The sequence below is a fragment of the Spiroplasma culicicola AES-1 genome (assembly GCF_000565175.1).
Classification (GTDB): domain Bacteria; phylum Bacillota_I; class Bacilli_A; order Mycoplasmatales; family Mycoplasmataceae; genus Spiroplasma_A; species Spiroplasma_A culicicola.
Genome location: NZ_CP006681.1, coordinates 894,881 through 910,639, shown reverse-complemented (window position 1 = coordinate 910,639; position 15,759 = coordinate 894,881). Strand labels below are relative to the sequence as shown.

The 15,759-nt window shown below is 26.6% G+C and carries 14 protein-coding genes and 1 riboswitch; of the genes, 11 read left to right on the top strand and 3 right to left on the bottom strand.

Features of this window, described 5'->3' with window-relative positions; genetic code table 4:
• The first annotated feature begins 101 nt into the window (after positions 1–101).
• The 8 genes from SCULI_RS04190 (at position 102) to SCULI_RS04155 (ending at position 8,456) form a co-directional block, all read left to right on the top strand.
• Positions 102–467, top strand: a complete 366-nt coding sequence (locus SCULI_RS04190) for a hypothetical protein (RefSeq protein WP_025363388.1) — start codon at positions 102–104, stop codon at positions 465–467.
• 84 nt (positions 468–551) lie between these two features.
• Complete coding sequence (locus SCULI_RS04185; protein WP_025363387.1) at positions 552–1,502, top strand: serine aminopeptidase domain-containing protein; 951 nt, start codon at positions 552–554, stop codon at positions 1,500–1,502.
• 32 nt (positions 1,503–1,534) lie between these two features.
• Positions 1,535–1,628: riboswitch (SAM riboswitch) on the top strand.
• Positions 1,629–1,699: 71 nt separating this feature from the next.
• Positions 1,700–2,833: a methionine adenosyltransferase gene (gene metK / locus SCULI_RS04180; protein WP_025363386.1), complete on the top strand. Its 1,134-nt coding sequence runs from the start codon at positions 1,700–1,702 to the stop codon at positions 2,831–2,833.
• Positions 2,833–3,495, top strand: a complete 663-nt coding sequence (locus SCULI_RS04175; protein WP_053230336.1) for a copper homeostasis protein CutC — start codon at positions 2,833–2,835, stop codon at positions 3,493–3,495. Before metK ends, SCULI_RS04175 begins: the two co-directional genes overlap by 1 nt.
• The gene (gene trmFO, locus SCULI_RS04170; protein ID WP_148294467.1) at positions 3,492–4,793 is read left to right on the top strand and encodes a methylenetetrahydrofolate--tRNA-(uracil(54)-C(5))-methyltransferase (FADH(2)-oxidizing) TrmFO; all 1,302 of its coding nucleotides are present in this window, start codon (positions 3,492–3,494) and stop codon (positions 4,791–4,793) included. The genes SCULI_RS04175 and trmFO overlap by 4 nt, the downstream gene beginning before the upstream one ends.
• A gap of 8 nt (positions 4,794–4,801) precedes the next feature.
• Positions 4,802–5,509, top strand: coding sequence for a hypothetical protein (locus SCULI_RS04165; protein WP_025363384.1), 708 nt, complete (start codon positions 4,802–4,804; stop codon positions 5,507–5,509).
• A gap of 90 nt (positions 5,510–5,599) precedes the next feature.
• On the top strand, positions 5,600–7,429 hold the full coding sequence (locus SCULI_RS04160) for a biotin/lipoyl-containing protein (RefSeq protein ID WP_025363383.1): 1,830 nt from the start codon (positions 5,600–5,602) through the stop codon (positions 7,427–7,429).
• Positions 7,430–7,490: 61 nt separating this feature from the next.
• Positions 7,491–8,456, top strand: coding sequence for a 3'-5' exoribonuclease YhaM family protein (locus SCULI_RS04155; protein WP_025363382.1), 966 nt, complete (start codon positions 7,491–7,493; stop codon positions 8,454–8,456).
• 25 nt (positions 8,457–8,481) lie between these two features.
• Here the strand turns inward: SCULI_RS04155 and SCULI_RS04150 are convergent, their stop codons facing one another.
• From SCULI_RS04150 to SCULI_RS04140, 3 genes are all read right to left on the bottom strand, one after another.
• The gene (locus SCULI_RS04150) at positions 8,482–8,892 is read right to left on the bottom strand and encodes an HIT family protein (protein WP_025363381.1); all 411 of its coding nucleotides are present in this window, start codon (positions 8,890–8,892) and stop codon (positions 8,482–8,484) included.
• A gap of 63 nt (positions 8,893–8,955) precedes the next feature.
• Positions 8,956–10,683 (bottom strand): lipoprotein, encoded by a 1,728-nt coding sequence (locus SCULI_RS04145; RefSeq protein WP_025363380.1) that lies wholly within the window; start codon positions 10,681–10,683, stop codon positions 8,956–8,958.
• Positions 10,683–12,878, bottom strand: coding sequence for a lipoprotein (locus tag SCULI_RS04140; RefSeq protein ID WP_025363379.1), 2,196 nt, complete (start codon positions 12,876–12,878; stop codon positions 10,683–10,685). The genes SCULI_RS04145 and SCULI_RS04140 overlap by 1 nt, the downstream gene beginning before the upstream one ends.
• Positions 12,879–13,024: 146 nt before the next feature.
• On the opposite strand from SCULI_RS04140, the gene sufC reads away from it, so the two are divergent.
• The 3 genes from sufC to SCULI_RS04125 are packed head-to-tail and all read left to right on the top strand — an operon-like array spanning position 13,025 to position 15,747.
• Positions 13,025–13,765 (top strand): Fe-S cluster assembly ATPase SufC, encoded by a 741-nt coding sequence (gene sufC, locus SCULI_RS04135; RefSeq protein ID WP_025363378.1) that lies wholly within the window; start codon positions 13,025–13,027, stop codon positions 13,763–13,765.
• A complete protein-coding gene (locus tag SCULI_RS04130) occupies positions 13,765–14,532 on the top strand; it encodes a SufB/SufD family protein (protein ID WP_025363377.1) in 768 nt (255 codons plus the stop codon). Before sufC ends, SCULI_RS04130 begins: the two co-directional genes overlap by 1 nt.
• Complete coding sequence (locus SCULI_RS04125; protein ID WP_025363376.1) at positions 14,533–15,747, top strand: aminotransferase class V-fold PLP-dependent enzyme; 1,215 nt, start codon at positions 14,533–14,535, stop codon at positions 15,745–15,747.
• The last annotated feature ends 12 nt before the right edge of the window (positions 15,748–15,759 follow it).

Genomic DNA, 15,759 nt, shown 5'->3' with positions numbered 1-15,759 from the left:
TTAACAATATGCATAACAAAAAAGCAAAACTTGTGTTATAATATTATTGTTAATGAGATAAATTCTCAGAGATATTTAGAGAGTTCGCGGGAGATGACGATATGAAAAGACATGACAAACTTAGAAATTTACATGAAGCATTATTCGCATTAGACAAAGAAGTAAAAAACGTTTGTAGGGGATTAGAACAACGTTTAAAAAGTGCTGCTAAATATAGAGATACTTATGAAAGAATTTTAACTGAAGTAGAATTTGAACGTAAGAATGAAATGTATGGTAGATCTACAATTTACGACTTTGAAAGAATGAGAATTAATTTAGAGCAAGATGCAGGTAACGTTATTTATGAAGCTATAAATGTTATGGGAAATGACGAATTTATAGTTAGAAAACAAAATGTCATCTTTGCATTCTGATTTATGGGTCAATTTGATGTTTATGCACTTGACTTGTCTCATGGAGATTAATATTTAAATAAATATAAAATACAACATTATAGGTTGTATTTTTTTTATGTTAAAATCAATTTTATAGTTGAGGTGAATTAAACTATGTTACCAATGGTATGAGACATGATTTCATTAATTATTTATGTTGTTTTAGGAACACTTTTATTTATTGTTTTGATTTATTTAATAGCAAGAACTGTTAAATTTAATTCTTATAAATTTAATCCAGTAGTTTCTCAAAGAGGTGAATTTATCAATAATAATATTTTTAAAACAAAAGATGGTTTTGAATTAAAAATAAATGGAGCAATTAACAAAAATAATGATCCTTTATTGTTATGTGTTCCAGATTTTCACAGTACATATGAGGAATTTGATAATTTATATAAATATATAAGCAATAATAAACTTAAATATGATTTTATTAGTTTTGATCAAAGAGGAGTTAAAAATCAACATGATTTAGAACAAAATCAAGGAACTTTATTATCTGATGTTAAAGAAATGATTGAATCAATTAAAGAACGATATCAAGATAAAGAAATTATCTTGATATCAAGTGGATTTAATTTAGCAGTTTTGAGCAAAATTTTGCATGATAATACTATTAGCCAAATGGTTGCTCTAAATTTAAGAGTTAACAAAGCATATAAAAATTCAAAATCATTTAATTTTACTGTCTTTTTTGGTACTTTATTTAATATGAACTTAAAAGTAATTGAAAAACTTCATGGTGAAGATATGGTTGAAGGCAAAAATGAAATTGATTTGATCACGAAAAATAATCTACAATATGGCTCTTTTTCAGTAAGACAATATTTTCAAAATAAAAAAGCTGTAAAATATTTAGCAAAAAATATTAATAAAGCTCCAGTTAAAGTGACTATTTTTCAACCAACTGATGATTTATACTGTAATCGCAAAAAAACAGCAAAATTTTTAACTAAATTTGATAAGAATAAGTATAATTTAGTAGTACTTAAAAATAAAAAGCATAAATGATTTATGGAAAATGATGTTAAAAGTTTTGAATTGCTTTTCAAATCAATTTAAAATTTGATAGTATATAAGTACAGACTTAATAAATCTTATTAAGAACTACTGAGAGAAAAAACTCATTGAAGTAGTAGCAACCTATTTAGTTAGGTGCTTAAATTAGGGGGAAACCATCAATAAGACGCTATGCTTATTAGTAATGACCCCTCTAAAGGTCATTTTTTTATATAAATTAAGAAGGAGAAATATATATTATGAAAAGATATTTTACAAGCGAATCAGTTTCAGAAGGACATCCCGATAAATTATGTGATCAAATTTCTGATGCTATTTTAGATGCTTGTTTAGAACAAGATCCCAATTCTAGAGTAGCTTGTGAAACTATGGCAACAAAAGATTTAGTAATAGTTTCAGGAGAAATTACAACCATTGCTAAAGTGGATTATGAACAACAAGTTAGAAGGATTTTAGCAAAAGTAAGATACAATAATGCTGCTACAGGAATTGATGCAAATACTTGTGAAGTTTTAGTTAAATTAAAAGAACAATCACCAGATATTGCTATGGGAGTTGATGGTGCAGAATTGGGAGCTGGAGATCAAGGAATCATGTTTGGTTATGCAAATAATGAAACAAATACTTATATGCCTTATTCAATTCAAATTGCTCACGATTTAGTGCATTTAGCAAGTAAATTAAGAAAAGCAGGGGCATTTAAATATGCTCAACCAGATATGAAATCTCAAGTTACAATGGATTATACAAATATGAAAAATCCAACCATTGCTACAATTTTAATGTCAATTCAACATGATGAAGATTATAACAAAACAGAATTTGAAACATTTATTAAGAAAAACATCATGGACGTTGTTGCTAAAAGACATGGATTAAATACAGATTTTAAAGTTTTAATTAATCCTACAGGTAAATTTGTAATTGGGGGACCACTTGGTGATGTTGGTTTAACTGGAAGAAAAATTATTGTTGATACTTACGGAGGTTATGCTCGTCATGGTGGGGGAGCTTTCTCTGGAAAAGACGCAACAAAAGTGGATAGAAGTGCGGCATATATGTGTCGTTATGCTGCTAAAAATATGGTAGCAGCAGGACTTGCCGATCAAATTGAAATTCAAGTAAGTTATGCAATTGGTATGGCAGAGCCAGTTTCAATTTTTATTGAAGCATTTGGAACTAATAAAGTACCAATGGATGTTTTACAAAAAGCATTGAAAGAAAACTTTGACTTTAAAGTTGCAAGTATTTTAGAGAAATTAGATTTAAGAAAACCAATTTTCTTTAGAACTGCAAAATATGGACACTTTGGGAAATCAGAATTTAGCTGAGAAAAATTAGATAAAGTAAGAGAATTGGAGAAATATTTATAGTGATTTTTTTAGAAGTAATTGGCAAAAATGTTGAAGACGCAATTGCAATTAATAAAACTCAAGCTTCACGCATTGAATTATGTGACAAACTTGAATTTGGAGGTTATACTCCAGATTATCAAACAATTAAAGATGTTTGTGAAATTTCACAAATTCCTGTAAATGTAATTGTGCGACATACTCATAAAGATTTTTATTCAAATCCTGAAGAAAAAGCACAAATTTTAAAAGATATTGAATTCATTAAAACCACAAAAGCAAATGGTATTGTTTATGGTATTTTAAATCAAGATAATACAATTGATATTGAATTTTTAAAACAAGTAATTGCATTAAAAGGACATTTACAAATAACTTTTCATAAAGCATTTGATTGCGTTGAAGATTTTGTAACTGAATACAAAAAATTAAATGATTTAAATGTTGATTGTGTTTTGACTTCTGGGGGAAATGATATTGAAAAAGGTTTTGAAATCTTAGAACGTTTAAAAAATCTTAACTTAAACACTAAAATCTTAATTGGTGGGGGAGTTAAATTATCAAATTTTGATAAATGTAAAACAATATCTAATTATATTCATGTTGGAACAGCTGTTAGAGATAATGGAACTTTTGAGGGACAAATTGATCTTGATAAAATTGAGGAGTTAACTAAAAAATAATTATGGAAGTAACTATTGTTGGTGCTGGACTTGCTGGGTGTGAACTGGCATATCAATTAGCAGAAATTGGATTTAAAGTCAAATTATATGAAAAGAAGAATGTCAATAAGAATGAAATTCAATCTTTAAATACTTTTGCTGAATTGGTTTGTTCAAATACATTTAGAAGTAAATCAACACAAAATGCAGTAGGAATCTTAAAAGAAGAATTAAGATTACTTAATTCTTTTATTTTGGATTGTGCCTACAAAACAGCTATTCCTGCAGATGATGCTTTAGCAGTTGACCGTGTTTTATTTTCACAATTAGTTGATAAAACTATTCGTGAACACAAAAATATTGAAGTTGTTGAAGAAGAATTAAAATATATTGATGAAAAGAAATTAACTGTGATTACATGTGGTCCTTTAGTAAGCGAAGAATTTAAAACTGAAATTAATCGTGTTATAGGAAATCAAAAATTATTTTATCTTGATGCTTCAGCACCAATTTTAACTAAGGAATCAATCGATTTTAATCAAGTATATTTCAAATCAAGACATGGTGATGATAACAGTTATATTTGTATTCCTTTGAATCAAGAAGAATTTGAAGAATTTCACAATAAATTAATTACAGGATCAACTGTTAAATTAAAGGAATTTGAAAAAGAGATTTTTTTTAAAGGTTGTCAACCAATTGAACAAATTGCTGTAATGGGCAAAAAGGCATTACTGAATGGACCTTTATCGCCAAATAATTTAGAAAATAATAATCAAAAGTCTTATGCTGTGATTCAATTACGTCGCGATGATGCTTTGGAACAACTTTATAATATGGTTGGTTTTCAAACAAATTTAACATGAACTGAACAAAAACGTATTTTTTCAAGTTTAAAAGGTTTACAAAATGCGCATTTTGTAAGATATGGTGTAATGCATAAAAATAACTTTATAAATTCACCCAAAATCTTAAATAAAAAATTACAAGTAATGCGCAAAAAAAATATCTATTTTGCAGGACAAATAACTGGAGTTGAAGGATATATTGAATCATTTGCTTCATCATTTATTGTTTTCTTTGCGTTAAAAGCTTTAAAAGAAAATAGAAAATTTATTCCTTTTCCAAAAGAAACAATTTTAGGCTCTTTAATTAACTATATAACTAATGAAAAAATAAAAAAACTTAAACCAATGAAAGCAAATATGGGTATAATAGAAGTGCATAATGATAAATTTCAAAATAAAATGCAGAAAAACGAATATATTTTTAAACAAAGTCTTGAAAATATAAAGGTTTATTTAAAGAAAATTAATTAGGTGAAATAATGTTATATGAAAAGGAACAATTTTGAACAGATTTCTATATAGATTATATAAATACTATGGTTCTGTTTAAAAAAATTAATATTTCTTCAGATGAAATTGCAGATTTCGTAGAAGAAAAAGACTATTTAGATGAAGATGCTAAAAATACATATGAAGATATCTTAATAAATACAGCAAAAGCTTTAGATCTCGTTAGAGCACTTGTGACTAAAGGGGTTAATAAAAAAGAAACAGAAGATAAATTAATTAATATTGAGGATTTAAAAAATATTTATCTTGCTTTTGATCCAAGCGGCCAAAAGTTAGACGTATTTGAATTTAAAACTGAAAAATCAAAAAAATTCTATGAAATTCTTGAATACATATGAGTAAGAATGTATTCATATGATGATTTATGTACATTATGTGAATATTTACTATATGCGTATGTTGATTATTTAAAGTTAATGCCATTAGATGAGCTTTCACTTGATTATATTTGATTTTTAATTCAAGCAATGTTTATTTTTAAAGGATTTGGACCAGTTTTATTTATAGAAGAATATGAATTTTGAGAATTATTTGAAGTAATTGAAAAACTAAAAAATGATACTGAAAATTTAGATTATACAGAATGACCAAAATTGTTTAATTTTAAAAGAGTTGCTAAATCATGAGAAGAAAGTTCAAGTTTATGAGTAGAAGCACATGCTTTTAAGTATAAATAATAAAAAAGTTAGATTATTAAGTAAAATAATGTAAAATAAAAATGTAGTGTTTTAGGGCAAAAACACATTTTTGTAGTAGAGGGGCTAAACATGGAAAAAATAAAATTTAAAAATCCCAGAAAATATAAGGGTATTGTTGAAAAAGTGTTTGTTAAAGATGGACAAGCAGTAGAGCAAGGACAAGTTCTTGCCCAAATTTCAACACAATTAGAAAGATTTAAAATTGAATCTCCAATTGAAGGAGTTATTCGCAATATTTACATCATTGAATCATTAATTGTTTCACATGGAGATGTAATTTTTGATGTTATGAATCAAAAAGAATTAGCAGGTGTCTTAAAAAAACCTCAAAATATTGGAGATACTTTAAGAGAAGCATTGACTGAAAATGGTTTTTTAGAATCATTAAATGATGAAAACGGTGAAACTATAAGTTTTGAACCAGCTGATGATTTTGATTTAAATACAGATATTAAACCAGAATTTTTATCTCAAAATGAAAAACAATCAGTTGAAGCTGAACATCCAGTTGAAGAAATTAAAGTAGAAGAAGAAATTGTACAAACCACAACTAAAACAATTGATTTTAGTAACCAAATGCCTACAAGTATTGGTCAACAATCAATTGAAAGAAGTGAAAAAATAAGTGATCACCATGATGATTTATGAGAACAAAGAGGTGCAAACGCTATTAGTTCAGATGATAGTGTTACAAAAGAACTTGAATTATTAAGTCATCTAACTGCTGAAGGTGCTCACGAAGTTGATAAAGAAGTTTCAATTAAAGAAATGGCAAAAGATTTTGATATTCAGTTAAATGAAGCTACAACTTCTTCTCAATCAGTTGAAACTTTAGAACAAAATAATGCTCATTTAAACTTTGAAGAATTAAATGTATTTGCAAAACCACAATCAAGTCCGATTGAAAATGAACATGAATATCCTCAACCAATTACTGTAAGTGATTCAATTACTCAAGAATTGACTAACTTAAAAGCCCTAAAATTAGAAGATGAAAAAGATATCAAGATTTTTGAAAATCATAATCCTGAAATTAGAGAAACACAAATTTTAAAAACAGTTAATGAATCTCAATTTCTATCAAAATTTGCAAGTGATGAAAATGAAGATTTAATATCTCTTGAAGATGTTGTTATTGATTCTCTTGAAGTTGAACCAGAACAAACAGAAGAAAAACCTTCTGATGTTGAGCAAAAAACAGTTGAAGAAATTAAAGTTATCAATCAAGAATATGATGATTCTTCAATTAAATCACAATTAGCTCAATTAGAAGAAAAACATGATCAATTAAATAAAAAACTTTCAGAAATGAAATTTAATAAAATTGATCCAGCAAATGTAAATATTACTTCAAAACAAACAAGTTCAATTAACTTTGAAGTTGATGTAACAGCATTACTACATTTACATACTTTAATGTTTGATCCTTATAAAGCAAAAGGGGTTGAATTAAATTTAAATACTTTTTATTTAAAAGCATTAAAAATGGTATTAAATAAATTTGATGAATTTGATTATAATAATAATTCAACTATTTCACTTGCAAGAAGTATTGGCAATAAATTTGGTTTTGTTGATATTGTTGTTGAAAATTCAACTTCAATCATTGATATAGCAAAACAAGTTGATACAAATCAAGAAATTGAAAGTGCAAAAAACATTATGTTAATTGATTTATCTCAATTTAATGTCTTATCTTCATCAATCCAATTAGATGAATCATCAATTATTTCATTATCAGTTGGTGCAGTTCATTCAAAATTAAAAGGTGAAATGATATTATCAAATTATGTTAATGTTTGTGTAAACTTTGATACTACTTTAATTGATATTAAAGATGCAATTGAATTTACAAAAGAATTTAATGACATAATTCAAAACCCAGGATTATTAATTTAAAAAGCACTTAATTCATAAGTGCTTTTTTGATAAAATAATTTTATTGAAAAGGAAATATTTTATGAAAATTTTTGAAATAAATAGTGAAATCAAATCTTTAGAACTTGTTGCTCGTGTTGAAAGAGTCATTTTATCAACAGGTAATAATGGTTCAAATTATTTAATTGTCAATTTAGTGGATAAAACCGGAAGAATCGAAGCAAGATTATGAAATGCAGATGAAAAGGATGTACAAACAATTAAAGTGGATAGTCTCATTAAAATTGATGCAAACGTTAATTTATATCGCCAACAATTGCAATTAAAAATTAATCACTATCAAATAATAGAAGAAAAAGATTACTCTACATTTGGAATTTTAGCAGAAGAGTTTGCAATAAGTGCTCCAATTGATGTTGATAAAATTTATGATGAATTGATAACTTTAATTGATGGTTTACAAAATGGAGTTTATCAAAAAATTACAAAAACAATCTTGCAAAAATATGAAGAAGAATTTAAAACTTATCCAGCTGCAACTTCAATTCACCATAACTTAATTGGGGGATTAATTTGACATAGTTATTCTCTTGTAAAAGGAGCAATGGGTTTAAAAGAAGTTTACAATTATGCAGATATTGATTGAGAATTGATCTATTGTGGAGCTACATTACATGATATTGGAAAAGTAATTGAAATGAAGGGTAAAACTGCAACAGAATATACTGATGAAGGTAAACTATTGGGTCACATTTCAATTGGAAATACTTTTATTGCAAGCTTAATTGAGCAATTAAAATTAAATGAAGAACAAAGAAATGAAGCTGTTAAATTACAACATATTATTTTATCAAGTCATGGTAAAAATGAATTTGGTTCACCAATTGAACCAATTATGATCGAAGGAGTAATTGTCTCTTCATTAGATGCACTTGATGCACGAATTTATAAAATCAATGATGAATTATCTAAAGTAAAGGGTGAAGGGTGAACTTCAAAAATCTTTACAGAAGAGGGTAAAAGCTTTTTAAAACATTTTAATAAATAAAAAACTCAATTTTAAATTGAGTTTTTTATTTAAATAATTGATGTAATTTTTCTAAATCAGTCATTTTTGCTTCATCTTTTTTAATAACAAAAGTATATCCTTCTTCTTTGACATATTTTGGAATTATATGTTCATGATAGTGAAATACCGTTTGAAAAGCCTGTTCTCCTTGATTAGAAATATAGTTAAAACCAGTTGGTTCAACAGGTAGTTTATTTCTCAAAATTTTGATAACTTCTTTTTTAGTTTTTAAAACTTCAAAAGCATACTGATCATCTGTTAATTCAAAATTTTCAAAGTGCTTTTTGGGAATTACTAAGCAATGACCATCAGAATTTGGAAATACATCTAAAAATGCTATTGTAAATTCATTTTCATAGATTACTTTTGAAGGAATTTCTTTATTAATAATTTTACAAAATATACAATTTTCCATATTTTTTACCTCACATAGTTATTTTACAAAATAAATAAAAAAACTAAAACATAGTTTTAGTTTTTAATCATCTTCGTCTTCATCCGATTTAATGTATCTACCAATTTGGTCAAATAAACCTGCATAATAGATTTCATCTACATCTAAGTATTGTGAATACAATACTGTTTTTGCAAGATCTGAAACTGAAGTATCTTGAGAAACCACATATTTTATTTGGTTTATCATAGCTTGTCTATTTGCCTCATTACTTGCAATAGTTCTTACATCAGTTGAATGATATTTCATGTTATTTAAATTATTTCAAACATCACTATATCTTGTAGAACTTTGAGATGTTGGACCAAAATTAATAGCAACTGAATTTTCTTCTTCATCAATTGTTGAAGAAGGGGCTCCATTAATTTTGTAAACATCATTTTCACTACCAATACTTGCACCCAATAATTCAATCATGTAAATTGGTAACACAAATACAACTTCTGCAATGTTTGAGTTATCTGTATCATTAAAGAATGGAAGTGTATTACTATTTAATAATATTCCAGCTTTAGTTGAAGTTTTAACTGCATCTTCATATGCCTTATTTGCAATTGGACTAGTTCCAATGCTAACACCATTTTCATAGATAGTTATTCCTTTAAATCCTTCTTTTCCAAAGAAAGAATCATAAGCATTTGAACCATCACCATTATAAATAGGTGTTTCGCTTCCTAAATTAGTTTTAAAATCTTCCATTAATTTAAATAATGAAGTGTCGTCTTTTAGTTCACCTGTAGAAGTATCAATAAAACTATTTAAAGCATTAAAAGCTGTTTTAATTTGTGCTGCTGCTTTTTGATCTGTATTATCAATTTTATAACTTCAAACCATTTTTACATTTGTTTTTCAATCTGCAGTTGAAGATGTATTTCAACTTTGAGTTTTTGAAAATAATGTATTAGAAATATTTAAATATGCCCCATTTTTATTTGAATTTTCTCCAGCTTGTGAAGAAATATTGAACATATTTGCTTCAATAAATGAAGTTGTAAGTAAGTTAGAAATAATATCTTTCATTAATTTATTTTCAAAATAATCTTGGAATCTTAATTTTAAAGCAGTTTTTGCAGTTATTTCATTTGCGCTACTTTCAGTGGCACCAATTTTAAAAATTGCTTTTTTAGAAGCATATTCTTCAGTTAAATCTTCTAATTTTGGTAGTTCTTTATTTCCATCAACACTTTCTGAACCTTTAGCTCAGATCTTACCATTGAATCAAATTTTATCTTGAATATTTACTTTAATATCGCTTTCACCATCAAATGATTTAACAGTAGTTTCTCTTATTGGATTTAAAGCATATAAAGAATTTGCTTGTGTAAAGTCCATTCTAATACCAGAAGAAATTGATTTTGTATATTCTGTAAATAGTATATCTTCTGCAATAGTAGAAGCATTTTGATTAAAGAAATTTAAGAAATCTTCAGGTAATAGATTAGATTCTCCAGGTTTTGCATATTGGTTAAGCCCTAATTGAGATAATAACTTATTTGTTGAATCATAACTATATTGTTTTGATATTAAGTCATTAATAATATTTACAACAACTGTTGTAACATCAGCACTTGAAAATAAATCACCAAAATCAATACTTGCCACATCAGTTCCAGCTAATTTTGCAATAATTTGTTTTGCTAAATCAGGATCTAATTTAGGACTTGTAATTCTGTCATTTGTACATGCAACAACAGCATTTCCAGCAGTTGTAAGAAGAGAAACTGAACCTAATAAACTAAGTAGTTTTTTCATTACAATTCACCTCCTAATGTATTAAACAAGTATGAAGTATAACTCATACTATTTCTTAAATCATATTTAATTAAAGTGGAATTTGGATTTCACTTTTCACTAATTGTACCTGAAAGAGTATCTGCATTAAATTTAGTATTTGTCATTGTTTTTATTGGATAATTTAATGTAGTATTTTTTTCAATTGTTTCTTTTCAATTTTTATGATTTTCAACAAATAGAATAGAAGGGTTATCTTCAGTATTTTCTTGTGATGATCCAATTGCATTAACTGTTCATCCTTGCATTGCAATAGCAATTTCTTCTCCATTTGGATTATGTGCTTCTTCACCTTCACCAAAAATGATAAACTGAGATAATAATTCGTTGTTTTTAGTTAAATTTGTTGTAGTTTTAAAGTAATCAAATACTGTTGTTGTTCAATAAGTTTGTGATTCTGTAGAACTTGAAACTGTTGCTCAACTTTTAACTTCACTCATAATATCATAGTTAACTGGACTACTTGAAATACCTTTTAAAAGTGAAGTATTTACAAGATATTGTAAATACTCATTATTAATTGAACTATTTAAGTCAGTCATATAAGTACTACTTGAATCAGTCATTAATTTAATAACTTTTTGTCTATCTGTTAAAGAGTGAAATTCATTGAATAATTTTAATTGTTTAAGAGTATCACTATCAGTTGTTGTTTCATCAGTTTCACTTCGTGTTGTGTTAAATTTACTATAACCATCAAGAGAAACAAAATGCATTCCATCAGTATCAATATAAACAAGTTTATTTTCGCCTAATGTACCATAGAAAGCAGTTGTATTAGTTGCTGCTCTATTAAGATTAGTAATTACTGTTTCTAACGCTGTTTCATCATTTAAATCTTTAGCTAATTCAATACTATTTCCTGTCTCTGTACCTAATACATGGTCATAAACAACAGTTTTTAATGTATCAGAAAATGTTTCTGAACTAGATGAAAGTGTTAAAAGGTTATCATATTTTTTAACAGTTGCTTTTGGTGCAAGACCTGTAGCTAATGAAGAATCTATTAAAGCTGTTGTTCATCATCCTGATGTATCTGAAGAAATAGTATTATAAAGTTTTATTAAAGCCTTCGCATCAATACTTTGATCACCTTTAAAATCTTCAATACTTATTCCATCATCAAATTTACCATTATCTGAAAATGAAACAACGATTTCACTGATTGCTAATGGCGCATTTGTTTGAAAATATTTGTTTAAGAAAAATAATTGAGATTTACTTAACATTCCTGCTCTTGATTCACTACCTAAAGTAGATCATTGAGTTATATCTTCTGGAACATCATTTGCAATGTCTTCCAATTTTGTAATTGTTGCTAAAGCATCTTTAATTTCTTTAGCAGCTTGTTCTACATTTTCTGCTGAAGTATCAATATTGTTATATTTTTTATCTCATGAATCAACTTCATCTGTTGTAGAGTTAATAATTTGATCAAGTGCTAATTTATCAGCATTATATGCTTGGATAAGTTTTGTATTATCACTTTTTACGTTATTTAAATTTGTATATTTCTTTCTTACATCTTCTTTTTTAGTTCAAACAACTCCATAGCTGTCTGTATTTAACAATACGTCTAAAATTGCCTTTGTTGCATTGTTTGTAGAATCTGTCATCAAAATATCTGCTTTATATTTAGCTTCTAAGAAGGCGTAATCCATATCGTCTGTGTCTTCTTGGTAAACTGAATACTTATCTACAAGCATTTGTTTTCATTTTTTCTCTCATTTTTTTCCGTTTGTTCTTTTATAATCATCTTTTTCTCTTTGAATTTGTAAATCGACTGCAGTATTTAAAGCTTTGAATTTATTAATTAAGTTATTTCCTAGTTCTTTATTAACATATTCATTATCTTCATCTAAAATATTATCTTCACCAGCAAAGTTTGTTTCACTATTTGCTAATAGTGAAACATTAAATAACTGAAGCATTTCTAATAAGAATTGACTTCTGTTAGCTGGACCATCTGTATTAATTAATTGTCATAACACGTCAGACGCGTCAATTTCTGCAGTACCATTTAAAGAGTTCAAGAATTTGATTAAAATAGAGTTCCCGTCTTTTTTTTGATCATAATCTGTTCCACAAGCTACTGCCATTGTTGATGCACTAGCTGTTAGAGACAAACTACCTAGTAGTGTTATTAACTTTTTCACACTATTCACTCCTTGAATTTTCATTTATCAAAATAATTATAAAGAAAAATATAGGTTTTTCTTATTTTAATTAAATTTAATTCACAAAAAAAAGTTTTTTCATTATTAACTATTTATAATTAAATTTAGTTAGGAGATTTGAGAATATGCATAAAATTGAAATAATAGATTTACATGTAAATATTGAGGAAAGAGAAATTTTAAAAGGAGTAAATTTAACTGTTAATTCAGGTGAAATTCATGCTCTAATGGGACCAAATGGAAATGGTAAATCTACTCTTCTTATGGCTATTATGGGTCATCCAAAATATGAAATTACACAAGGAGATATTTTATTGGATGGAGAAAGTATTTTAGAAATGTCAGTTGATGAAAGAAGTAAAGCTGGTTTATTTTTAGCAATGCAAAATCCACAAACAATTCCTGGTGTAAGTAATTTAGAATTTTTAAAATATGTTGTTAATGCTCACAGTGAAGAAAAGCAAAAATTACAAGCAATTTTTAAAGACATTAAAGCTAAGGCAATTGATTTAGACTTTGATTTACATATGTTAAAAAGATTTGTTAATGATGGTTTTTCTGGAGGAGAAAAGAAAAAGAATGAAATTTTACAATTAAAAATGCTAAATCCTTTATTTAGTTTAATTGATGAAATTGATTCTGGACTTGATGTTGATGCCCTTGAAGTTGTGTCAAAAAATTTAAATGATGCAGAACTTAAAGATCAAGGAATGATTATTGTAAGTCACTATGATCGTTTCTTTAAAAAAGTTAAACCAACTCATGCACACGTAATAATTGATGGAAAAATTGTTAAAAGTGGGGGTGTTGAGATTGTTGATAAAATCAATAGTGAAGGTTATAACTGAGTTAAGGAGTTAATTTAATGATTGATACATCAAAAATTAATAACCTTATTGATTTAAGAGAACAACCACTTTCAAATATTGATTTGTCACAAACTCAAAAGACAATTATTCTTTTACAATCAGTTGATGGTCAAATGGATATAAATATTCAAGAAAATGCTGCAATTGATTTAACAATTATCTTTTTACAAGATAAACAAAATAATAAGAAATTTGATATTAATTTTAATCTAAAAAAATATGCTCAATTAAAGTTATATATTGCCAATCTTGGAGATTATAATTGTGATGACAATATCACAGTTAATTTAAATGAAGAAAACTCAGGAGTTCAATATTACAGTGCTTCAATTTTAAATCAAACTTTAAAAAAGAATTCTGTAATTACAGTTCGCCATTTACAAAGAGCAACAACTTCGGATATTAAAGCATATGAGGTATTAAAAAATAAATCACAAGGATTTATTAGATGTGTAAGTGACATTCGTCATGGTTCAAGTTCAAGTGAAGCTCATCAAGAACTGCGTTTATTAGTATTAGACAAAGAAGCAAAAGCAGATTCAGATCCTGTTTTATTAATAGATGAAAATGATATTGTTGCAAGTCATGCCAATGCTATTGGAATGCTTGACCCAGATCAAGTATTTTATCTTTCATCAAGAGGGTTAAAAAAAGAGCAAGCAGAAGAATTAATTGTTAATGGATACTTTGAACCAATCTTTTTAAATTTTGAAAATGAATACCTTGAAACTGAAATGAAAAAAATGTTAAAAGGAATGATTTAAATGAGTTACAAAGAAAACTTTCCATATTTTAAATATAATAAAGAAGAAATTTATTTAGATACAGCAGCAACAAGTTTAAAACCAAAGTCAGTTTTAGATGCCGAATATGAATATAATGTGAAAATTGCTGCAAATACACACAATACTTTATTTAACAATGCTTATAAAGCAAATCAAATCTTAGAAGAAACAAGAAAATTGACTGGTTTTTTTATTGGAGTTGAGAATAAAGAAGAAATAATTTTTACAAGTGGAGCAACTCATTCAATTAACCAAATTGTTTTTGGAATGCAAAAAACTTTATCACAAGGAGATGAAATTGTTTTAAATGAATTGGAACATTCATCAAATTTATTACCTTGAATGGTTTTGGCTGAAAAACTTGGTTTAGCGATTAAATATTTTAAATTAAAAGATGAAGGCACAATTGATATTAATCATATTAAAGATGTTATTAATGAAAAAACTAAATTTGTTAGTTTTGCTTCAGTTTCAAATACTTATGGGGGATGAAACGATGTTAAAACTATTGTCAAAAATATTCGCCAAATTAACAAAAATGTTAAAGTTGTTGTGGATAGTGCCCAGTCAATTGCTCATATTAAAACAGATGTTATAGATTGAGATATTGATTTTCTAGCTTTTTCTGCTCATAAGATGTATGGTCCATTTGGATTAGGAATATTGTGAGCCAAAAAAGATTGATTAGAAATTATGGACCCAATCTTTTATGGTGGGGGCAATAATTCAAAAATTTTAAAAAATGAATATAGTTTAGCTAAAATCCCATATAAATTTGAAGCAGGAACTTTAAATTTAAGTGCCATTGCAGGTTTTAAAGAAGCTTTAAATTTTATTAATAAAATTTCAATTGAAAAAATTAATACTTATGAAAGTATGTTAAAAAAATATTTTGTTAAATTAACAAAAACATTAGATCCAAATAAAATAAAATTCTATAATTTAGAATCAAATCAACCAATTGTTTTATTTAATGTAAATAAAGTTAATGCTCAAGATTTTGGAATATTTTTAAATAAAAAATACAATATTTCAGTAAGAGTTGGAAAACATTGTGCACGTTTAGCAAAAGATTTTAGTGCTGTTGATTCAACAATTAGAGCAAGTTTTGGAATTTATACAACAAAAAAAGATTTAAAATACTTTATTGAAGCATTAAACGATAGTGATGCTTGAATTGATGAATTGATTTAAAAGGTGATATAC